At 49.0% G+C, this 23,093-nt stretch carries 16 protein-coding genes and 1 pseudogene; 11 read left to right on the plus strand and 6 right to left on the minus strand.

Annotated elements, in window-relative coordinates:
* Positions 1 to 190: 190 nt before the first annotated feature.
* Both CLV25_RS05900 and CLV25_RS05905 read left to right on the plus strand, forming a co-directional pair.
* Positions 191 to 1,570, plus strand: coding sequence for an SPOR domain-containing protein (locus CLV25_RS05900; RefSeq protein ID WP_165877002.1), 1,380 nt, complete (start codon positions 191 to 193; stop codon positions 1,568 to 1,570).
* Between the two features lie 6 nt (positions 1,571 to 1,576).
* Positions 1,577 to 2,923 carry an EF-hand domain-containing protein gene (locus CLV25_RS05905; RefSeq protein WP_131838711.1) on the plus strand — a complete coding sequence of 449 codons (1,347 nt, stop codon included), beginning with the start codon at positions 1,577 to 1,579 and terminating at the stop codon, positions 2,921 to 2,923.
* Positions 2,924 to 3,029: 106 nt separating this feature from the next.
* On the opposite strand, the gene CLV25_RS05910 is transcribed toward CLV25_RS05905, so the two are convergent.
* Together CLV25_RS05910 and CLV25_RS05915 are read right to left on the minus strand one after the other, a co-directional pair.
* Positions 3,030 to 3,302 carry a hypothetical protein gene (locus tag CLV25_RS05910; protein ID WP_131838712.1) on the minus strand — a complete coding sequence of 91 codons (273 nt, stop codon included), beginning with the start codon at positions 3,300 to 3,302 and terminating at the stop codon, positions 3,030 to 3,032.
* Between the two features lie 102 nt (positions 3,303 to 3,404).
* Positions 3,405 to 5,792 carry a penicillin-binding protein 1A gene (locus tag CLV25_RS05915; RefSeq protein ID WP_165877003.1) on the minus strand — a complete coding sequence of 796 codons (2,388 nt, stop codon included), beginning with the start codon at positions 5,790 to 5,792 and terminating at the stop codon, positions 3,405 to 3,407.
* Positions 5,793 to 5,939: 147 nt separating this feature from the next.
* On the opposite strand from CLV25_RS05915, the gene CLV25_RS05920 reads away from it, so the two are divergent.
* A complete protein-coding gene (locus CLV25_RS05920; RefSeq protein ID WP_165877004.1) occupies positions 5,940 to 6,650 on the plus strand; it encodes a glycoside hydrolase family 25 protein in 711 nt (236 codons plus the stop codon).
* A 277-nt stretch (positions 6,651 to 6,927) separates the two neighbouring features.
* Here the strand turns inward: CLV25_RS05920 and CLV25_RS05925 are convergent, their stop codons facing one another.
* Positions 6,928 to 7,500 (minus strand): NAD(P)H-dependent oxidoreductase, encoded by a 573-nt coding sequence (locus tag CLV25_RS05925; RefSeq protein WP_165877005.1) that lies wholly within the window; start codon positions 7,498 to 7,500, stop codon positions 6,928 to 6,930.
* 177 nt (positions 7,501 to 7,677) lie between these two features.
* Here CLV25_RS05925 and CLV25_RS05930 point away from each other — a divergent pair, with 177 nt between their 5' ends.
* From CLV25_RS05930 to CLV25_RS05965, 8 genes are all read left to right on the plus strand, one after another.
* Complete coding sequence (locus CLV25_RS05930; RefSeq protein ID WP_131838716.1) at positions 7,678 to 8,595, plus strand: lytic transglycosylase domain-containing protein; 918 nt, start codon at positions 7,678 to 7,680, stop codon at positions 8,593 to 8,595.
* On the plus strand, positions 8,576 to 11,431 hold the full coding sequence (uvrA, locus tag CLV25_RS05935; protein ID WP_131838717.1) for an excinuclease ABC subunit UvrA: 2,856 nt from the start codon (positions 8,576 to 8,578) through the stop codon (positions 11,429 to 11,431). Before CLV25_RS05930 ends, uvrA begins: the two co-directional genes overlap by 20 nt.
* 855 nt (positions 11,432 to 12,286) lie before the next feature.
* A complete protein-coding gene (pdhA, locus tag CLV25_RS05940) occupies positions 12,287 to 13,381 on the plus strand; it encodes a pyruvate dehydrogenase (acetyl-transferring) E1 component subunit alpha (RefSeq protein ID WP_131838718.1) in 1,095 nt (364 codons plus the stop codon).
* Positions 13,360 to 14,355, plus strand: coding sequence for an alpha-ketoacid dehydrogenase subunit beta (locus CLV25_RS05945; protein WP_317129313.1), 996 nt, complete (start codon positions 13,360 to 13,362; stop codon positions 14,353 to 14,355). Before pdhA ends, CLV25_RS05945 begins: the two co-directional genes overlap by 22 nt.
* 11 nt (positions 14,356 to 14,366) lie before the next feature.
* Positions 14,367 to 15,659 carry a dihydrolipoamide acetyltransferase family protein gene (locus CLV25_RS05950; RefSeq protein ID WP_131838719.1) on the plus strand — a complete coding sequence of 431 codons (1,293 nt, stop codon included), beginning with the start codon at positions 14,367 to 14,369 and terminating at the stop codon, positions 15,657 to 15,659.
* A 27-nt stretch (positions 15,660 to 15,686) separates the two neighbouring features.
* Positions 15,687 to 17,033, plus strand: coding sequence for a dihydrolipoyl dehydrogenase (lpdA, locus tag CLV25_RS05955; RefSeq protein ID WP_131838720.1), 1,347 nt, complete (start codon positions 15,687 to 15,689; stop codon positions 17,031 to 17,033).
* Between the two features lie 266 nt (positions 17,034 to 17,299).
* Positions 17,300 to 17,926, plus strand: coding sequence for a lipoate--protein ligase family protein (locus CLV25_RS05960; RefSeq protein WP_131838721.1), 627 nt, complete (start codon positions 17,300 to 17,302; stop codon positions 17,924 to 17,926).
* Positions 17,927 to 18,299: 373 nt separating this feature from the next.
* Entirely contained in the window at positions 18,300 to 18,779 is a 480-nt protein-coding gene (locus tag CLV25_RS05965) for a universal stress protein (protein ID WP_131838722.1), read from the plus strand.
* Between the two features lie 108 nt (positions 18,780 to 18,887).
* Here the strand turns inward: CLV25_RS05965 and CLV25_RS05970 are convergent, their stop codons facing one another.
* From CLV25_RS05970 to CLV25_RS05980, 3 genes and pseudogenes are all read right to left on the minus strand, one after another.
* A complete protein-coding gene (locus tag CLV25_RS05970; RefSeq protein ID WP_131838723.1) occupies positions 18,888 to 20,288 on the minus strand; it encodes a Gfo/Idh/MocA family protein in 1,401 nt (466 codons plus the stop codon).
* Positions 20,289 to 20,520: 232 nt separating this feature from the next.
* Positions 20,521 to 21,455, minus strand: a pseudogene (mdh, locus tag CLV25_RS05975) (malate dehydrogenase).
* 136 nt (positions 21,456 to 21,591) lie between these two features.
* The gene (locus tag CLV25_RS05980) at positions 21,592 to 23,079 is read right to left on the minus strand and encodes a TolC family protein (protein ID WP_131838724.1); all 1,488 of its coding nucleotides are present in this window, start codon (positions 23,077 to 23,079) and stop codon (positions 21,592 to 21,594) included.
* Positions 23,080 to 23,093 lie beyond the last annotated feature (14 nt).

The following is a 23,093-nucleotide window of genomic DNA, read 5'->3' on the forward strand; positions in this document are numbered from 1 at the left end:
ACAAAGGTCATGCACATCAATATTACTTGTTGAACATACTTTAAGGCTATGTATTCCAAATATCTTTTATATTTTTAAGCTATATTTAGATGAGAACTAGACTTACTAAAGAACTATAAGTAACCTAAAAAGGGAGATGTTGCGTTTTTTTGGAATATTACTCGGTTTTTTCTTGCTAACAACCAATATAGTGCAAGCAGGCGACACTCCTGTTTTGATAGTTAACGCTCCAAAACAGGCAGTTGCCGGATCTTCTTTTACTGTAAGCATTGAAGTTTCTAATGCCGAAATACAAGGAATAGCCCGATTTATGCAAGGGCTCCCCTATGGAGTTACTGTTGAACCTGCAGATTGTGCTAACTCTGATTTCGAATTTACGAATCAGACGCTTAAACTAATGTGGTTCAGTCTTCAGAAAACGAATTCATTGAAGTTTTCATACAAAGTTGTTACCCATGCTAATGTAAAGGGATCTCTAAGTTTGAGCGGATCTTTTGTTTTCATCAATGCCAACAATGTACATGCAACAGCTACCTCCAAAGATGTAGTAGTGGAAATTACACCTGCGCCAAACGTAAATCCAGCAAATGTTGTTGACCTCAAAAACTTTAAGAGTAAGCCTGCCCCAGAATCGAATCTTACATTTATACCGGCTACCCAACAAATGGAGTCGCTTAAGATGCCCTCAAAGGCCTTAAGACAGGTATCATACGATGCAAAAACCGACACCTACATGGTAAGCATCTTGCTGGACAAAGGAAAGGCGAATAAATACGCAAAACTCGAAGAAACTATACCTCAAGGTTACACTGCAGAGGTTTTAGAAACAAGAGGTGGTGTATTCGATTATAGCAACGGGAAAGTAAAGTTCCTATGGCTCGATCTTCCGAACCAAGCCCGGTTCCTTGTAAGTTACAGGCTAAAACCTAAAGCAAAACAAGCAGATAAAAAGGAGCTATCAATAACTGGATATTTTGCTTTCATGATTGAGGATGCTACAGAGATTCATGAAGTAGCCCAAATTCAAGCAGATTTGAAAAAATTTGCAATTAATACTGACATAAAATATAAAGGCAGCGTAACCTCGGCTAGTGGTGCTCGCGATATACCTATTAAATATGTAGGAATAGCAAAGCAAGCAAAACAGGACAAGAAAGAAAATGCTACAAAAGTAGAACAACCACTAGCAAAGCCATCGACACCAACCTCGTCAAAGAAAGCCGTCAAGCAAACAGAGACTAGCAACAAGGAGGAGACAAGCAACCAACACCCTCAAGAACAGAGAAAAGTTAAAGCAGGGGTGGTCTTTAAAGTACAACTTGCGGCAGTGTCTAAAGAGGCTGACAATGCAGGTGTGGCTAGCAAATTCAAGACAGACACACCACTTTCAAAAGAGGAAACAAGCGGAATTGTAAGGTATCTCGTTGGGCCATATACAAGCTACAGCGAAGCTCTTAACGTTAAAAGCAAGGCAAAACAGAACGGCTATAAAGATGCATTCATTGTAGCCTACAACCAGCAAGGTTCGCGTATTAGCATAAATGAAGCCTTTGCATCTGAAAAAAATTAAAGCTGGATGAAGCACATTCTGAAAAAAATTGTATTCGCAACAATACTCATCGCTGGAGCAAACAGCGCTATGGCTCAGCAGGATGAGTTAGAAGAAATCTGGCGAAAGAACTTACGTACTGAAGTTCAGGTTGAGAACCCAACCTACCGTCCTGTAATTGGCATAAGTTCAGGGTTTCTGACCTTTTGGGGCGATGTCCAAAACATGGGAAACTCATCGCTGCTAGGAAATTCGGCTTTCAAAGTAAACCTATCCGGCTTTATTGATAAAAAGAGGAACTTCAAGTGGAACGTATTTTGGCTAAACGGCCAAATTTCAGGAAGGTTTATCGAAAACGAAGGGGCCTTTAGCTATATCAACTTTAAGACCAGCGTAAACCAGTTTGGTGCAAACTTAGAGTACACCTTCAACTCGATATTTAGAAAGGGAAAATTTCATCCTTTTATATCTGTTGGTTTTGCTCCTCTCAACTTCTCGCCAATGGGAGACTTCATTGATAAAGATGGAAAGCCTTATACCGCAACAACAATACTAAACCCAGATGGTAAGTACGAGACCAACCTCAAAAAATACTACAAAGATTTAAGCTACGGTGAAAACACTTTTTCTATTCCAATAGATGCTGGACTAGATTTTGCGCTGCACGATAGAATTGGCATTAGGCTTGGTGCTTCATATAACATTACGTTCTCGGATGAGCTCGACAATGTATCGCCCAAGACTGCCAGCATAATTAACAGCGGAACTAAAGAGCCTAAGGTACCTACCACGTTAAAAATAAACAGTAAAAAGGATTCATACCTGTTTACTTACCTCTCCCTCAACTTCGACCTATTCTCGGATAGGAAATCGTACATCATTACCAAGCTTGCAATGGACGTCGAGAACGAGCCTAGCCTGCAAAGCGACCAGGACTTCGACGGCGTTCTTGATCCTGGCGACGACTGTCCTGACACTCCTGCTGGAGCAAAAGTTAACGAAAACGGTTGTCCGCTAGATACCGATACCGATGGAATTCCGGATTATCTGGATACGGACAATAAAACTGCTGTTGGCTCAACGGTTAACAATAAGGGTGTAGCTATCAGCAAGGACGATTTCAGCATCTTAGACAACCAATTTGCTGCCGTTCGGCGCGAAGATGCCCGCATTTTCCTTTCGAATAACGGAAGGAAGCATGCCTACAAGCAAAAGGGACAGATGCCCGACAAGTTCCGATCGGTGGACACCAACAAGGATGGCGACATCTCCTACGACGAACTGAAGCGTGCCGTAGAGGATTTCCTCGACAAGAAATCGTCCTTCACGGTTGACGAAATATCTGAAATCTACGAGTACTTCTTCGCACAGTAGCGCTAAAGGTTAGGAAAGAATACGACAACCATCAGGGGATGCTCACGATTAAGATGAGCATCCCCTGATGCGTTTTATCCCATAGCTTAAGGATCGTAGGCATACTCTAATTGATTCGGGAAAGCTGCAAATAGCTCATCAGCCACAGCTGAAGAGTGACCAGCGACAGCTGATAATTCGCCAGCCACAGCTGAAGAGCGACCAGCGACACCTGATAATTCGCCAGCAACAGTTGAAGAAAGACCAGCAACAACTGATAAATTGCTAGCGACAGCTGAAGAGCGACCAGCGACACCTGATAATTTGCCAGCAACAGCCGAAGAGTGACTAGCGACAGCTGATAATTCGCCAGCAACAGATGAAGAGCGACCAGCGACACCTGATAAGTCGCTAGCAACAGAAACAGCAGCTGCTACGCCCGAGCAAAAGCAAAAAGCCGAGCGTTGTGCCCGGCTTTAATCGTATGCGGTTAGCGGCCTATCTATTCGGCAGGCTGCTCCTCTTCTTCCATCCCAAAATCGACCGTATTATCGAGCAACGAGTCAAGCGAGTGCTCTTTGGGGGCGTAGCGCGTATGGCAGGTGTACTCCTTAGGCACCTTTCCCTGTGGCTTTGGGAATCGTCCTCGGAACTGGGTGAAACGTCCATCGTTCATCACCTTTTCCATGAAGCGCCCGTAAATGGGGAGCGCGGTTTTGCAGCCTTCGCCCAGCTCTGTTGTGCGGAAGTGAACAGCGCGCGATTCGGCACCTACCCAGCTTCCCGACACTAGATTTGGCGAAACGCCAATAAACCATCCGTCGGATTGGTTAGACGAAGTTCCGGTTTTGCCCCCAAAGTCGGTATCCCACTTAAATAAATCGTACTCGAAGAGCGCTTGGGTGGTGGCTCCGGGCTCGGTAAGCCCCGACTTTAGCAGCTCGAGCATGTAGAATGCGGTAAGATCGTTCAGGATTCGCTTCTTTTCGGGAGTGGCCTCGTAGATCACCTTTCCCTTTTTATTTACGATTTTGGTAACCAGGATTGGCTTTACGGAGTAGCCTCCATTCACCATTGGGGCGTACGAGTTCACCATTTCGTAGAGCGAAACATCGCTAGAGCCCAGCGATACCGATGGAACGCTAGCCAACGATGCGGTAATTCCCATCTTGTGGGCGTACTCTATTACCTTGTTCCAGCCCACATGCTGAGTAAGCTGAACGGCAATGGAGTTGATCGACTTGGCGAAGGCGTGCTTTAGGGTAACCTGCGCCCCGGAGAAGCTTCCATTGGCGTTCTTGGGGGTCCACGACTTTTGCACCCCCTTCTCCACGTAGTTTACGGTAATGGGGCTATCCACCAGCTTGTCGCAAGGACCGAATCCGGCATCCATTGCTGCTGCGTACACGTAGGCCTTGAAGAGCGAGCCGGGCTGGCGCTTCGACTGCTTTACGTGGTCGTACTTAAAGAAGGGGTAGCTGATGCCCCCCACCCACGTTTTTATGTAGCCCGAGTTCGGATCCATCGACACAAATCCGGCATGCAGGAAGCGCTTGTAGTAGCGGAGCGAATCCATGGGGCTAAAGGTGGTATCCTTTACGCCATCCCAAGTGAACACCTTCATCCTACGGGGCAGGTTCATGTAGTAGTCGATAGAGTCTACTCGCCCTTTAAACTTATCCTTAAGGGCAGCGTAACGCCTAGTTTGCTTTGCGGCATCTTCTATAAATCCGGGAATCTCTACGCCCTTAGCATCTGCCCAAGGGCTACGCCCCTCCCAGTGCCACTCGAAGCGGCGCTGCAGCAACTTCATTTGCTCGGCTACGGCCAGCTCGGCATACGCCTGCATGTCTAGGTTAATGGTGGTGTATATTTTAAGACCATCCTCGTACAGGTCGATCTCGTTCTCCTTCAGCCAGGGCTTTAGGTAACTGCTTACCGCATCGCGAATGTAGGAGGCGTTACCGTCGATATTCTCGTCGGGGTTATAGGCCAGCTTCAGGGGCAGCCTTTGCAGCGAATCGCGCATCGAGGCGGAGATGTAGCCGTACTTGGCCATCTGCTCGAGCACCACGTTACGGCGCTCGAAGGCATTCTTTGGCCTTCGGATGGGGCTGTAGTAGGTAGGCGCCTTAAGCAGGCCAACCAGCAGCGCCGACTCCTCGGTACGAAGCATGATGGGCTTCTTGGAGAAGAAGGTTGCCGCCGCCGTTTTTATGCCGTGCGAGTTGCTGCCGAAGCTCACCGTGTTGAAGTACATAGTAAGGATCTCCTGCTTATCGTAGAACATCTCTATCTTAATAGCCGTGATCCACTCCTTTAGCTTATAGATAACAACGTTAATGCCGGGGATATACCCGATCAGCCCTTTGGAATAGTCGTCGCGGGTTTTGAAGAGGTTCTTAACCAGCTGCTGGGTGATGGTGCTCCCGCCTCGTCGGTCGCCCCTTGCGGTAGAGTAAAGCGCGCTAGCCGTACCCTTAAAGTCGATCCCCCAGTGATCGTAGAAGCGAATATCTTCGGTTGCCACCAAGGCATTGATTAGCGAAGGTGGAAGATCCCTGTAGTCAACAGGCGTGCGGTTTTCGACAAAGTACTTGCCAATAAGCTTCCCGCTATCGGAGTAAAGCTCCGAAGCAACGTTCATGCTCGGGTCCTTCAAATCGGCAATTTTGGGAGAGCGGCCAAACAGCCAAAAGATGTTGATGTCGATCAGAAAAAGGGCAAGGAATATCGAAACAAAGACTACCCCCGTATAAAAGGCAATTTTCTGGTACCACTTATACGATTTTGCCTTCACAAATCGGCCTTTTACCCATGCTAAAAGCCTCTTCGAAATACCCTTAAGCCAGTTGAGCGCAGCTAGGAGCTGCCCTTTTTGAATATTCATCCTAAGTCCTTGATTTGGCGCAAAGATAGCTTTTCTCGATATTCTGATGTGCATTTAACATTGTAAAATAGCTTTTCTATGTATTTAATGGAGTGCTTCGTAAGCAAGAATAATTACTTTTGCAGCTGTAACGTTGAGATATTTAAAATGAGGTTCAATTTTTCGAAAAAGCTACTACCAGCGTTTGTTGCACTAGTTGTAATGCCCTGCTGCGGCAGCAAGTCGACCGACAAAGGTTCAGAATTTTACTTTGACGTCGACAAATCAAAATACCCGATTTGGGGAATTGACGTATCACGACATCAAAACCACATAAACTGGGAATCGGTGTCGGAGAGCGGCATTGACTTCGTTTTTGTGAAGGCAACCGAAGGAGTTACGGTACAGGATCCGATGTACAAAAACCACATGAACGAGCTAAAGCGACACAATATAATAAGGGGTGCCTACCACTTCTTCAGCTACAAATCTACCGGAAAGAACCAGGCCAAGAACTTCATAAACACGGTGAAGCTTTCGAAGGGTGATTTGCCGCCTGTACTCGACGTTGAGTTCAAGCGCAGGATGCCTTCGCGCGCCAAGATCATCACCGAGGTTAAGGCTTGGCTTAAGGATGTTGAGAACCACTACAAGGTAAAGCCCATCATTTACCTCGACTACGATTTCTACCTGAAGTACCTCAAGGGGTCCATCAGCAAAGAGTACATGCTGTGGATTACCGACTACTACGGCGAACCCGACGACTGGACCTTCTGGCAGCAAACCGACAAGTACCGCCTGAATGGTGTAAATACCCGAGTAGACCGAAACGTGTTTATCGGTTCGAAACGCGAGCTACGAGAATTACTTATGGATTAGATATAGAAAGGGGCAGCCTAAAGGGCAGCCCCTTTTGCTATGCCCCCGCTGCTGCACGCAAGGGGATTAGAGCGGTACGTTTTTAAACTTCTTCCGACCTTAGCAGAGCCGCAAATTTCACTTTTCTAGCTCTTCACACCTTCGATGGGCTGCAAATTCCATTTTTCTTAGCCACCGAACCTTCGATGGGGCCGAAAAGCCAATTTTATTAGCCACCGCACCATAAAAGAGCCGCTAATTCCACTTTTCTAGCTCTCCGCACCTTGGAGGAAGCCCCCTACAGCTCCGCAAGGGCATCCCTCAGGCTGTTGAGGTAGCCCTGCCGCAGCTCGTCGGAAGAGCCCATTATCCCAGGAAAGAATACGTGCTGCGCCTCTATCCCACAAAATTGGAACACGCCCACATCCTGGGTATCCCTCAACGAGGTGTACATCCTATCGTGGTAAACCGATTCTGGCTGACCGTGGGTTGTGATCAGAAGCGCCTTCCGACCCTTAAGCGGCTGGACCCACCCCCTTTCATCGATAGCATAGGCAAAACCGTACGAGAAAACCCTGTCGATATACCCCTTAAGAATAGCGGGGAAGCCCGTCCACCAAATAGGATATACAAGGATTAGCCGTTCAGCCCATGTTACCTTCTCCTGCTCCACCTTGACATCGGCCGCCGCGCTCCCGCTATACAATAAGTTAAGATCCTCTGGTTTTAGCACCGCTTTAAAATCCATTTCGTAAAGGTCCGAGACCTTAACCTCGTGCCCCATCTCCTCGAGCAGGCGTTCAACCTCCTGTTTAACTGCGTGATTGAAGCTGAACGGGTTCAGATGAGCGTAAATAACAAGACACCTCATACGTTTCATTTTTAGGATACTGATATAACATACAGACGGAAGAATTCGTCGGTGCATACGACCATAAAACACCGTTTACGGCAGCTTTTTTAGGTTAATTAAAGGGCATATCCAAAGGACAAACTCTGTTATTGCAGGGTAAAGCCTAAATTTGTGGGTTACCAGAATGATAGAGAGATGAAAAGATTCCAGCTGGCGCTTACCCTTGCTTTAGCGCTTTTTGGTTCGATGGCGAATGCCGACGACGATAAAGGGATTAAGCCGGACCGAGCAGTTCGGCCAGTAGACGTTCCAGTTCTTCCAAAGGCCATCTCGTTTGCCGATGAAACGGTACCCCTGCAGAACTTCGACACCTACGAGAGTCTCGAGCGCGAGCTTCTGGTGAACACCTTCTGGCACTCGCAAACGCTCTTCAACCTGAAGCAGGCATCGCGATACTTCCCGCAGATAGAGCCCATCCTAAAGGCCAACAACGTGCCCGACGATATCAAGTACATTGCCGTAGCCGAGAGCAGCCTGCAGAACGTGGTATCGCCCGCCAAGGCGGCTGGCCCCTGGCAGATCCTCGAAGGCACCGCCAAGCAGTACGGGCTGGAGGTGAACGAGAATGTCGACGAGCGCTACAACATCGAAAAGGCCACCGAGGCGGCCATCATCTACCTAAAGAAATCGAAGGACTCGCTGGGTAGCTGGACACTGGCAGCCGCATCGTACAACATCGGTTTTACCGGCTTGAAGCGCCACATGAACCGCCAGCAGCAAACCTCGTACTACGATCTGCTCCTTGGCGATGAGACAGGTCGCTACATCTTCCGTATCCTAGCTTTCAAAATCATTTTAACCGATCCGAAAGCGTACGGATTCGACTTTGGCGAAAACGACCGCTACCCCGAGCTGCAGTACACCGAGGTCAAGGTCGACTACGCCATCGACGATTTGGCCAGCTTTGCCATTGCCAACAAGACCAGCTACAAGCTGCTAAAGCTGTACAACCCATGGCTTCGCAGCAACACCCTGCCTAAGAAGGAGGGTAAAACTTACATCATTAAGCTACCGAAAGAAGGTTTCAGAGAGAATGCCTACAAACAACGATAATATCATAAAGGATGAAGCCCTAATGGGCGAAGAGGAGTGCATCACCGTGCTTGGCGCTCGGGTGCACAACCTCCGCGACATCGACGTTACCATACCGCGCAACGCGCTTACCGTAATTACCGGCTTAAGCGGCAGCGGCAAGTCGTCGCTAGCGTTCGAAACGATTTACGCCGAGGGGCAGCGCCGCTACCTCGAGACGCTGTCGGCTTACGCCCGCCAGTTTATGGGCAACATGGAGCGACCCGATGTCGATAAGATAACCGGGCTGAGCCCCGTTATCGCCATCGAGCAGAAGACCACCAACAAGAATCCGCGCTCGACGGTGGGCACCATCACCGAGGTGTACGACTTCATGCGTCTGCTCTTTGCGCGCGCATCCATCGCCTACTCCAAGAATACGGGCGAGCAGATGGTGCGCTACACCGACGACCAGATTGTAGATCTCATCATCGAACGCTTGGAGGGAAAGAAAGCTGCCGTTCTCGCGCCACTGGTAAAAGGACGTAAGGGCCACTACAAGGAGCTCTTCGAGCAGCTGGTGAAGAAGGGATTCCTCTACGCCAGAGTCGATGGGAATATCCTAGAGATAAAGAGCGGCATGAAGCTGGACCGCTACAAGGTTCACCACGTGGAGCTGGTTATCGACAAGCTGGTGGTGAAGGCCGACGACCGCAAGCGCCTCCGCGACTCGGTGGTTACGGCCATGAGCCAGGGCAAGGGAACCATTATGGTGCTCGACTACGAAAGCGACGACGCCCGCTTCTACAGCCGCCACCTGATGTGCCCCACCACGGGCATATCGTACAACGAGCCTGCCCCCCACTCCTTCTCGTTCAACTCGCCGCAGGGCGCCTGCCCGCACTGCAACGGTTTGGGGCACGTGGTGGAGCTCGACGTGGAGAAGATTATCCCCAACCCTAGGCTAAGCATCCGGAAGGGTGGCATCGAGCCAATTGGCGCATTCAAGAATTCGCTCATCTTTTGGCAGCTCGAGGCCATTGGCCGCAAGTACGGCTTCACGCTCAACGACCCCATCGAGGATATCTCGGAGGAGGCCATGAACATCATCCTTTACGGATCGGACGAAACCTTCCGCCTTGCCGAGACGCCCATGGGCACCACCGGCTACGTGATGAGCTTCGACGGCGTGGTGGCCTACATCAGCCGCGACGACGACGACAGCGAGAAGGCCAAGAAAAAGATAGAACAGTTTACCCGCTATATTACCTGCCCCGACTGTAAGGGCACCCGGCTTAAGGAGGATGCGCTCTTCTTTAGGTTTGCCGGAAAGAATATCGCCGAGCTGTCGGATATGGACATCGAGAGCCTTTACCAGTGGTTCCTACAGGTGGACGACCAGCTTAACACCAAGCAGAAGGCCATTGCCCGCGACATCCTTAAGGAGATCCGCGAGCGGCTGAGCTTCCTGCTCGACGTGGGCCTGAGCTACCTGTCGCTGAGCCGCAGCTCGGGCACGCTGTCGGGCGGCGAGAGCCAGCGCATCCGCCTGGCCACGCAAATCGGATCGAAGCTGGTGAACGTGCTCTACATCCTGGATGAGCCCAGCATCGGCCTGCACCAGCGCGACAACATGAAGCTCATCACCTCGCTCAAGCAGCTGCGCGACACCGGCAACTCGGTGATTGTGGTGGAGCACGACGAGGATATGATGAAGGAGGCCGACTACATCGTGGACATGGGGCCTCGCGCCGGAGCACACGGTGGCGAGGTGGTGGCCCTAGGTTCATTCGACAAGATCAAGAAAGCAAACTCGCTAACCGGGAAATACCTGCGAGGCGAGCTGAAGATACCCGTACCCGAAAAGCGCCGCGAGGGTAACGGAAAGTACCTCACCATTAAGGGTGCAACGGGCAACAACCTTAAGGATGTATCGGTACAGCTGCCGCTGGGCACCTTCATCTGCGTGACGGGCGTATCGGGCAGCGGCAAGTCCACCCTCATCAACGGCACGCTGCACCCCATCCTCAGCAAGCACTTCTACCGCTCGCTAAAAGATCCGATGAGCTACGAGGCCATCGAGGGAATCGAAAATATAGATAAGGTAATCGACGTAGATCAGTCGCCCCTTGGCCGCACGCCCCGCTCGAACCCCGCCACCTACACCAACGTGTTTGGCGATATCCGCAAGCTGTTCGAATCTACCCCCGAGTCGAAGATCCGAGGCTTTAAGGCGGGCCGATTCTCGTTCAACGTAAAGGGAGGTCGCTGCGAGGAGTGCAAGGGCGCCGGGGTACAAACCATCGAGATGAACTTCCTGCCCGACGTGTACGTCACCTGCAAAGCCTGCAACGGCAAGCGCTACAACCGCGAGACGCTGGAGGTGCGCTACAAGGGCAAATCCATCAGCGACGTGCTGAACATGACCATCGACCAAGCATCGGTCTTCTTCGAGCACATCCCCGCCATCCACCAAAAGGTAAAGGCGCTGCAGGATGTCGGATTAGGCTACATCACCCTTGGGCAACCCTCCACCACCCTGTCGGGCGGCGAGAGCCAGCGCGTGAAGTTGGCCACCGAGCTGGCCAAGCGCGATACGGGCAATACCTTATATATACTGGATGAGCCCACCACCGGCCTCCACTTCGACGACGTGCGCCAGCTGCTGGAGGTGCTCCAGAAGCTGGTGGAAAGAGGCAACACCATGATCGTCATCGAGCACAACCTCGACGTGATTAAGGTGGCCGACTACCTCATCGACATGGGCCCCGAGGGCGGCGCCGGCGGCGGACTGGTGGTGGCCACCGGAACACCCGAAGAGGTTGCCAAAAAGAAAAAGAGCTACACGGGGCAGTTCCTGAAGGAGTACCTTAAGTAAGATTTTAGATATTAGACTTTAGATAAGGAGGCTCGGACGTAGGTTCGGGCCTCTTCGTATTTATTCCAACAAGACTTTAGATTTTAGATTTTAGACGATAGACCATGGGACACCCATAGCCGTCAAGTTAAGTTAAGCGATTCGCTCAATCAGGGCTGTCATTGGCTACGCCGAGCTCGCTTTGCTCGGTTCCGGGCTTGTCCCGGAATCTAAAGAGGAATCCAATAGATTCTATAAAGGGCCCTTCTGGCAGTCATTAGATCCCGTGACAAGCACGGGATGACACTCCGAGGGGACGTTTTTCCTTAAGTTAACGGCATTGCCAATGGAGGGGATAACGTGCTGCTATTAAGCGTTCGTCTTTTGAATTCTGCCTTAGCTTGACGGCTATGGGTAGACACCTAGACAGGAGGCTTCCGAGATCTCGGGAACCTCCTCGCAATCGTGAAAGCTCGTTGCCGAGATCCCAGAAACCTTCTCGCAATAGTGAAAGCTCGTTGCCGAGGTCTCGGGAACCTTCTCGCAGACGTGAAAGCTCATTCATGAGGGGTCGGGAACCTCCTCGCAACCGTGAAAGCTCATTCATGAGGGGTCGGAAACCTCCTCGCAACCGTGAAAGCTCGTTGCCGAGGTCCCGGAAACCTTCTCGCAGACGTGAAAGCTCGTTGCCGAGGCTGATGCTTCGATCTCTCACTCATAAAAGAGCGCCAGATGGTCTTCCCTCGCAATATTTTCCAAAAAACAGCACAAATCAGCTTAACATTTTTACCTACCAGCTGTTTTGACAGTCGAAATGTAAGCATACCAGCAGAAGGAAATCACCTAAAGCGATGCTACAAAACTAACAGTAACGTTATGTCATTAAAATTTGAAAACTATAATCCTGCTGAAGACAAGCTTTTTCAGATCATGGATAATATGGGGGTGATCATCAATCCCTCCGAAATGCCGGACATAAGCGATGCGCTTGCTGTAAAAGCATATAAGGATATGCTTTTCTCCCGCATTGCCGATGCTATGGCCGTTTCTTTCCAAAGGCAAGGGCGCATGTACACCTATCCATCCAACTACGGGCAGGAGGCGATTGCGGTAGCAGCTGGAATGGCGATGCGCGAGGAGGACTGGATGGTTCCGGCCTTCCGCGAGCTTGCTGCATGGCTGGCTAAGGGCGCAACGCTAAAGGAAATATTCCTGTACTACATGGGCAACGAGGAGGGAAGCGCCTTTAAAAATGCCAAGCACCTGCTCCCCTTCAGCGTTCCCATCAGCTCGCAGTTTCCGCATGCCGTGGGCATCGGGTACGCCATCAACCAGCACAAGAAGGACGAGGTGGTATTCGCCTTTGTTGGCGATGGGGGAACCTCCGAGGGCGACTTCAGCGAGGCGCTAAACTTTGCCGCCGTATGGAAGGTGCCGGTTGTCTTCATCGTGCAGAATAACCAGTACGCCATCTCGGTCCCCATCAGAAAGCAAACGAAATCGAAGAACATTGCCGTAAAGGCGATGGCCTTCGGGATGCCCGGAATTAAGGTCGATGGCAACGACATCTTTGCCATGTACGCGGCCTTAAAACATGCCGCCGATTACGCTAGGACCAAGAATGGTCCGGTGCTAATCGAGGGCTTCACCTACCGTAGGGGTGCTCATACCACCTCCGACGATCCTACGAAGTACCGAACCAAGGAGGAGGAGCAGGAGTGGGATGCCAAAGATCCACTTAAAAGACTAAAGTTCTACTTGGACAGCAAGGGACTATGGACAGAAGATGAGGAAAAGCTTACCGAGCAGTACAAGCAGGAGGTGGAACGCCAGTTCGAGGAGGCCGAAAAAACCCCACCCCACACGCTGGACGATGTGTTTAAGTACACCCACTACGAGATGCCGGACGAGCTAAGACGTCAAAAGGTCGAGTACGAAAAATTCTTACAATGGAAGGAGGGACGAAAATGAGCGTAATGACAATGGTGCAGGCCATCAACAATGCGATGGATATTAAGCTGGCCGAGGATAGCAACGTGGTTATCTACGGCGAGGACGTTGGCTACGAAGGTGGCGTCTTCAGGGTTACCGAAGGGCTACAGCAAAAATATGGAGAGAATAGAGTATTCGATTCACCGCTGGCCGAATCGGCCATCGTAGGAACAGCCGTAGGCATGGCCATTGCAGGCCTCCGCCCCATAGTAGAGCTGCAGTTCGACGGATTCACCTATCCGGCCTTCAACCAAATAGTATCGCACGCGGCCCGCATGCACAACCGCACACGAGGAAAGTTTAAAACCCCAATGGTGATTCGCTTCCCCTACGGCGGCGGCATCAACGCGCTGGAGCACCACTCCGAAAGCCCAGAGGCAACCTACGGACACATCCCCGGACTAAAGGTGGTAATCCCCTCCACCCCGCACGATGCAAAGGGTCTTTTGATCTCAGCCATCGAAAGCGACGATACCATCATATTTATGGAACCCAAGCGCATCTACCGCGCCATCAAGCAGGAGGTCTCCACCGAGAAGTTCTCCATCCCCATTGGTAAGGCAAAGGTGGTAACACCCGGAACCGACATTACTGTGGTGGCCTACGGCGCCATGATCCGTGAGGTTCAAAAGGCAATGGTGATGGCCAAGGAGGCCGGCATATCGGTAGAGCTAATCGACCTGAGAACCATCTACCCAATTGACAGGGAAACCATCGCACAGTCGATACAGAAAACGGGACGAGTGCTAACGGTGGCCGAATCGCCAACAAGCTTTGGCGTAGGAGCCGAGATAATGGCCATTGCCAACGAAGAGGCGTTCCTCTACCTCGAGGCTCCTCCAAGAAGGGTAAACGGCTTCGATACCATAATACCGTTAGCCAAAGGCGAGCATTTCTACATGCAAACGCCCGAGAAGATTTTCTACGAAATTGAACGAACTGTTAGATTTTAACCACCTACTCCATGAGGTATATATTTAATTTTCCAGATATAGGCGAAGGCTTAGACGAAGGTATCATTGCCGAATGGCATGTTACCAAGGGCCAGCAGGTAAAGTCGGGCGATCCGCTGGTGCTGATGGAAACCGACAAGGTTGTAACCGACATTCCTTCGCCCAAGAGCGGCACCATTGTTGCCACCTACGGCAAGGTAGGAGAAACCATCCATGTAGGTAGCCCCTTAGTGGAGATCGAGATTGAAGGCGTTGTCGGCGAAGAGGCAGTAGCCGAGGCTACAAAGAAAGACTTTGTTGAACCTTCGGAAGAACCTATTGAAGAGGGCTCCTTCGGTGTTGTAGGAACCATAGAGGTTGCCGGCAATAAGGCCTTTCTACCTGCCAGCGAGGAAGGAGTAGCAGAGACTCCATCTGCCGAAAAACCACAAAAAAAGGCGCTTGCCACCCCCGTTGCGCGTGCCATGGCCAAGGAGTTTAACGTAGACATCAACAGCATAAAAGGGACAGGCCCCGGAGGAAGAATTACCAAGGAGGACATCCATAAGTACGTTAACGGAGCGGGGAAACCTACCGTACAACGTACCGAAGTAGCCCATGTTGAAGATCAGGTAACCTACGAGCCCCTCACCCAAATCCGAAAAACCATCGCAAAAACGATGTCGCTGTCGAAGCAGAACGCCGTACATATGACAGTGCACGAGGAGGTGGAGATCAGCGAGCTGATGCGCGTAAGGGAGAAGTACAAGGTGGTGCTTGCCGAAAGAAACATCAAGCTAACCTACCTGGCTTTTATCGTTAAGGCAACTGCCCTAGCGCTAAAGCAGCACCCTGCGCTAAACGCCCAGCTCGATTTGGACAACAACCGAATGGTGTACAAGCACTACTTCAACATAGGCATTGCAGTTGACACCCACGAAGGTCTCGTTGTACCCGTTATCAGGAATGCGGATAAGCTATCGATCGCTGAGATTGCAGCGCAAATATCCGCGCTTAGCGAAAAGGCAAAGGAGCGCAAGCTTACCCTCGACGACATGAAGGATGGCACCTTCACCATCACCAACTACGGCGCCATTGGTGGCATATTCGCCAATCCGGTAATCAACTATCCGCAGTCTGGTATTCTTGGTGTGGGTCGATTACTCAAGAAACCTATCGTTAAGGGCGATCAGATAGCCATCGGAAACATACTTCCGCTATCGCTGGCCGTCGACCATCGAATTGTTGATGGTGGCGAAACAACGCGCTTCTTGCTTCGCATCATGCGCTACCTCGAAGATCCAATAGCAATGGAGTTCGAGTAGGATATCAACATTAAAAAGATTGTGTTTATGGAATACGACGTAATCATCATAGGCGCTGGTCCTGCCGGCTACGTAGCCGCAATCAGAGCCGCACAGGTGGGATTGAAAACCGCCATCATCGAAAAGAAGTACATCGGTGGGATGTGCCTAAACTGGGGTTGCATCCCCTCTAAGTCCATCATCGAAAGCGCGAAGCTGTTCAACAGGATGAAGAACAGCGCGGAGTTCGGCATCGAGGGCATAGACCCAAAAGCGCTTACGTTCCGCTGGGATAAGGTGAAGTCTCGCTCGCAGAAGATCACCCGAAAGTTAACTGCTGGCATCGGCTTCCTGCTCAAAAAGAATGGCGTCGACGTTATTATGGGTGAGGCCAAGATTACTGGTAGCGGCTCCGTGGTGGTTGATAATCGGAGCATCACAGCAAAAAGCATCATTATTGCAACGGGCTCCTACCCTGCCCCGCTTAGCGATAAGCTCAGCAACGCCCCGGTGGTTCATCTCGAAAGGATTTTTGACCTTAAGGAGATTCCCGAAAATATTGTTGTTTACGGTAAGGGCGTCATGTCGATAGAGATGGCGCAGTTCTTCCAGCTAATCGGGAAATCGGTTACCGTTGTTTCGGAGGATAGCGAGTTCTTCCCCGGCATCGACGAGTACCTGCAGTCCTTCATCACCCGAAAGCTTAAGGCCGATGGTATTCCTTTCGTAGTGGGCGATCCCGTCGAAAAGTTCGAGGATGGCTACCTGTACGTAAAGGATAAAAAGATTGCCTGCGATGCGCTTGTCAACAGCAGTTTCCGCAACGCCATCATCCCCGAAAGCCAACCTGCGCTATCGCTCAACGAGCAGGGCTTTATTGCAGTCAACGATAGCTTCGAAACCAGCATCCCGGGCGTTTACGCTATAGGCGATGTTAATGGAAAGAGCTTCTTGGCACACATCGCCTCGGCACAAGGGCTGTGGCTGGTTAACCATCTGAAGGGAATCCAAACGGAATTCGCCATCCACAAGTACCCGCTAAACTTCTATACTGTTCCCGAGATTGCGCAGATAGGGCTAACCGAGCAGCAGATTAAGGACGAAGGCATTGAGTACAAGGTGAGCGAGTTTCCGCTAACTGCCAACGGCAAGGCCCTAATCGAAGGGAACACCGAAGGATTCATCCGTATGCTATCCGACAAGAAGTACGGCGAAGTGCTGGGCGTACAGATTGTAGCCGATCACGCCACCGATATGATTGCAGAGGCATCGGCTTACCTACAGATGGAGGGAACCGTATACGATGTGGCACAAACCATACACGCCCACCCTTCTGTATCGGAAATCTTTATGGAAGCGGGGTTCGAGGCGGTGGATAAGGCTATTCACAAGTAATCTAACGCAGCGTTTGGGACTAAACCACCCCGCCCTTCGGGCACCTCCCGCTAAAGCGGGAGAAATCGCACGATGGAAAATTGGAAGGTCCAAGTAAGGTGTAAAAAAAACAATTAAACAGGAATTGTAAGAATCCACACCTAAGTTAAATCAACGCATCTCCCCTCCTTTTCAAGGAGGGGTCGGCGAAGCCGGGGGTGGTTGTAGATGAAATTTCCAACTATACAAGATTCTCTTACAACTCTATCTAAGAAAATAAACCATCAATGATCCCCATTCACCAATACAACCTCCCCGACATCTCCATCCTTGAAAGTGTCGGGGACAGCTACCACATCTGGCATCCCCAGGATACCTATATTGTTTTAGGAGCAGGTAACAAGCCGGAGGAATCGCTCATCGAGGAGTACGTGCTGGCCGACCAAATCGCCGTGCATAAGCGCCCATCGGGCGGACAGACGGTTGTGCTCACGCCCAAGACGCTTGTCGTTTCCGTGCTCCTTCATCAGAATTCGACCTCCAATCCCTTGGAGGCATTCAAGAAGATTAACACCACCATTGCCAACGCCCTCGAGCGCGTTGGGGTCGAGAACTTGGCGCATAAGGGCATCTCCGACATCACCATCGAGGATCGAAAGGTCTTGGGCTCATCAATTTATAGGAGTAAGGATAAGCTATTCTACCATGGCGTGCTCAACGTTGCCGAGCCCAACGCCACCTTCGAGCGTTACCTAAAGCACCCGCCCAAAGAGCCCGACTACCGCAAAGGAAGACCTCATGGCGACTTCGTCACATCCATTGCAACCAACAAAAACGATATTGACATTCGCGACATAGAGCGATCGCTTCACGATGCCATGCATAGGCTGGTAAGTAAACCTTCTGCTCAATAAACATAAGGTTAGTAGTATCGCACCCATTTTCTAATGGCTAATTCCCATATTAAGGACTTACCCTCCAATCAAACTGCGCATTTTCTTAAACGCACGGTACATACCCGAAAATTACAATACTTAACGCCAAACGTACTGATCATGTAATCAACAGCACAACAAACATAAGCATTGTTAATCCAAACCGTACATGTAATTGCTGAAAGAATATAAAAGATCGCCCTTCAAGCTAGTTAGCTTAACCCCATGAACATATTCTTAAAAGACTTGTAGTTAATAGTAGATTCCCATTCGTTGGTCCAACAACAATTTGTGCATCTGGCAAACGGACGAGGAGCTACGCTGCTTACATCACTGCTAAATTTTACCCGTCATGAAAAAAATTACAATGAAAAAGGTGCTAATAGCGCTAGACTACGATCCAACAGCAGAGAAGGTTGCAGAAACAGGCTATGCATTAGCAAAAACGATGAACGCCGATGTTATTCTCATGCACGTCATCTCCAACATGGAATACTACACATCAACCGTTTACACCCCTGTTATGGGGTATGGCGATTTCGGGAATGCAGGCCTAACCAAAGTCTATTCTGCCGATGATCTAAAAAAGGAAACGCAGAATTACCTCGATAAATCAAAAGAGCACCTAGGAGATGACAGCATCCAAACCATAATCGCCGAAGGAGAATCGGCCGATGCCATCCTGAGCGTTGCAGAGGAAATTCGTGCCGATGTAATAGTAATGGGCTCGCACAGCCGGAGGTGGCTCGACAAAATTTTAGTGGGCAGCGTAACCGAGAAGGTACTGCACAAAACAAAGATTCCTCTGTTCGTTATACCTACTAGAGGCTAACCAATCACATACAACGCGAGGCTATCAGCCCCAGCGTTTAGAGTCTACATATCAACAAAAAAGGCTGTTGTGTTAGAACAACAGCCTTTTTCCATCTATCCAAGGAGCTTACTGAGCAAACTCTAGCTTTTTAAGTTTTTTCCATCCGCCTCTTGTAAAGTCTGGAATTGCAACAGGAGCCGAATTGTTCTCTAATGATATAGCCGATAGCGGAGCAAGGCAGCACCACTCTGCAAGGTCGTACACATCCATATCTAAAGGAAGACCGTTTTGCAGGCAGTAAATCAAGCGGTAGTCCATAATGAAGTCCATACCACCATGACCACCAACTTGCTTAGCTTTTTCCTCCAAAAGTTTATGGATTGGGTGCTTGTACTTCTCCATTAGGGCCTTCTTAACATCAGCCGAAACGAAGTCGTGACCGCTTAAGTTCTCATGATTTGGAGTAACATCCGAGCCCACCTGACCCTTAGAAAGAGCATAACCTTCGAATGGGTACTTGTTGGCAAATCCCTTAGTTCCGGTTAGCTGGTACATACGGCTATAAGGACGAGGGGTAGCGACGTTGTGCTGAATTTGGATGGTTTTACCCATTTCGGTACGAATCATCGTCATGGTATGATCGCCATTCTTGAAATCCTTAACATCCTCGCCAGTGGTTCTCTTAAGATACTCAGGAATAGAAACAGCCTTAGTATCCATCGAAACGAGGTAGTTCATCTTATCGCCACGGTGAATGTTTAGCAGCTGACAAGCAGGCCCCATCCCATGAGTAGCGTAGATATCGCCACGATGTTTACGGTTGTAGTCCAAGCGCCAGTTATTCCAGTAAGCGCCCCAAAACTCTTCTAAGTTGTGAATGTAAGAACCCTCAACATGAAGAATCTCTCCAAACAGCCCTTGCTGAGCCATGTTAAGAGTAGTGAGCTCGAAGAAGTCGTACACACAATTTTCGAGCTGCATACAGTGCTTACGGGTCTTTTCTGATGTATTAATAAGATCCCAGATTTCTTGCATCGTCATAGCGGCAGGCACCTCAATAGCAACGTGCTTTCCTTCTTTCATAGCCTGAACGCCAATAACAGCATGATGCTTCCAATCGGTAGCAATGTAAACAAGGTCTACGTTGGGAAGCGCCGTAACTTTACGCCAAACAGAGGTATCTCCATAAAACTCCTGTGCTTTAGGAAGTCCCTTTTTAACGAGCATCTCGTTTACCCTTTTGGTGTTCTTTTCCAACACGTCGCAAAGAGCGACAATTTCAACGCCAGGTATATTTGTCATACGACTTACAGCTCCAGGCCCACGCATTCCCAATCCGATAAACGCAACACGAACGGTTGGAATTGGAGCACAACGCAGCTGGATAACATCCTGCTGTCCGGCAGGACGAGGTGGTGTTGGCACCGCAATAGGGGCGCATTTGGCTACCTTTTTCTGAGCCTGAAGGTTTATTCCTACAGGAACGACTAATAGCGCGATAAGTAGCAGTCTTAGATGTTTCAACATAAGCTGAGGTTTAAGATGATTAAACTTTAATCGTCGTAAAAATACGTCCGAAAAGATTCCCAAAGCGATAGCGTTGCTGAAAAAAACGAGGATTGAATAAAAATAGACACCTCGTTATGCACATTGTTGCACTTCCTTTTTACCTATAAACGGCACAACAAAGCACGTCCGAACAAAAATAAAAAAAGTCGCACCAAATGGAGCGACTTCCCTTTATGATTGTATGATCAGATTAGAACATCTTCATGTCATCAAGAACGTTCATTACATTCTTAACAGCCTTAGCGCTAGTTTCAAGAAGAACTTTCTCTTCCTCTGTAAGCTTAAGGTCGATGATCTTCTCGATACCATTCTTACCAAGAACAACTGGAACACCAAGAGCGATATCCTTCATGCCGTACTCACCGTTAAGCATAGCGCAAACTGGGTATACCGACTTGGTATCGCGTACGATAGCTTCTACCATTTGAGCAGCAGCAGTACCAGGAGCATACCAAGCTGAAGTTCCTTGAAGAGCTACGATCTCGCCGCCACCGTTTTGGGTACGCTTGATAATCTCTTGAAGACGATCTTCTGGGATAAGCTGGCGTACTGGAATACCGCTAACTGAAGTATAGTTTGGTAGTGGAACCATGGTATCACCGTGACCGCCAAGAAGAAGGGCCTCGATTCCGATAGGAGAAACGTTTAGCTCAGAAGCAATAAATGCTTTGTAACGAGCAGTATCTAGAATACCTGCCATACCGAATACGCGGTTTGATGGAACCTTAGCAGCAAGGAATGCAGCATAGGTCATAACATCTAGCGGATTCGAAACTACGATAATCTTAGCCTCTGGAGAATACTTAATTACGTTCTCAGTAACCTCTTTTACAATCTTAGCATTGGTAGAGATTAAGTCGTCGCGGCTCATACCGGGCTTGCGAGGAAGACCTGCCGTAATAACAACTACTTCCGAGCCAGCAGTTTTGTCGTAACCTTCTGAACCCCAGTAACACGGGTGCTGAATCCTTGAATAGGTGCAGTTTGCCACATATCAAGAGCCTTGCCTTGAGCAACGCCTTCGCGAACATCAACCAGTACAACCTCGTTGCAAAGATCTTTGCGTGCAATCTCGTGAGCGCAAGTTGCACCCACATTACCAGCACCTACAACTGTAATTTTCATAATTGAATATTATTTAATTAAAACCTCTCTTCATTTTCAGAATGTTAGCACATACCACTGCTAACAAATTCACAGTTCAAATATAGAATACTATTTCTAATAATATCCCCTATTTTTTAAGTTCAACAGCATGTTTTTAACGTATTAAGCTTTCGAAGTCGGCCTCTAATTCTTTCCCCTTTTCGAAATCGTAAAGCGTTACACGCCGTAAGTCGTAGTAGTACCACCAAAACGCCCGCAACGTTGATATGAAATTTCTGTTGGCAGCATCCTTCTCCGAAAGGGCAACGTTTAAATCTAGTACCGAAATTTTCCCGGCAATGAAGCGATCCATCGAAACCTTGTAACGGATCTGTGCAATCGTATCCGACTTAGCGGCAATCCGAAACTTTTGTCCCATTTGGTTAAAGTTCATCACCTTTACATATATATTTTGGTCGAACTCTATCTGCGACTGATCTACCTTACCCTTTACGAGGTCGAGGTTGCTCTGCGCATTTTTAATCTTTCCTCGACGCTGGCCCCAGTCAATTATAGGCATTGATAGGGTAATAGATGCTGTTTGGGATGGTATAATTCCCCGATAAGCATCAAAAATATCTTCCGAGTTTTGGTTAAATCCCACTTTTGCCCTAAAGTTTGCCGTTAAGCCTGTTTCTCGCTTATTTTGCTCGAGCCAACGCTCTGCTTCCAGCACCTGCCTATTAAATCGCACGATATCTGGATTATTCTTTCTGGCTTGCTCAAGTACCTTATCGTACGATAGAATCATTTCGGGAACCTTAGACGGAACGTTTAATTTTATTTCACCCTTCTCGCTAACCCCTAAGTACGATCGAAATCTGTTCTGAGCGCTTTCTAAATCAACCAACCTCTCGCTTAATGCAATCTCAGCATTGAGCTTAGAGAGTTCCATCTGCATCACATCGCTCTCGGATATAGACCCCAAACGAAAGCGTCCCTTGGCTATCTTGTAAAGGGTATCAGCATTACTAAGATTGACACGGGCAACCTTAAGGTTTTGCTGTGCAATTGCTAAATCAAAAAAGCGCTCAATAGAAGATATGATTACCGTTTCACGTTGGTATAAGTAGCTGCGCCTTGCTTCTTCATAACGCAGAGGATCTATTTTTTTTTGCCACTTCAACCAGTTTACCCCAAAAAGGTTTTGCTGATATGTAACGCTTATGGGTAACGAATTGTATGTAATTTGCCGTTGCGGCTCAATGTCATCGCTACGAGTTAACGCAGATTCAATGGAGAAAGCACCTCCGGTAAGTCCAACCTTTTGGTTTATCGATAGCGCCAAACTATTTACAAATCTATTCTTTGTAATGTACTTGGTTGTTCCATCCCCCTGAAGGACTTCAGAAATAGAGTTACTAAAGGAAGGTATGGTAGAGCTTAGATTTAAAGAAGGAAGAAAACTTGCCTTGAAACTGCGATAATCCCAATAAGCAAATAGGTAGCTGTTCTTGGCGTTCTTCACATCGTTAGACCGCTCTAGTGCAGCATTAATATAGCTCTCCAAGTCGAATTCATGCGTGCTTTCACTTTTTTTCTGTCCATACGATGTCAGAAAACAAAGCACAGCAATGGCTATTATCAGAATTGCTCTCCTCATGTAAGTATTTGCAA

This window comes from Acetobacteroides hydrogenigenes (genome assembly GCF_004340205.1).
GTDB classification, from domain to species: domain Bacteria; phylum Bacteroidota; class Bacteroidia; order Bacteroidales; family ZOR0009; genus Acetobacteroides; species Acetobacteroides hydrogenigenes.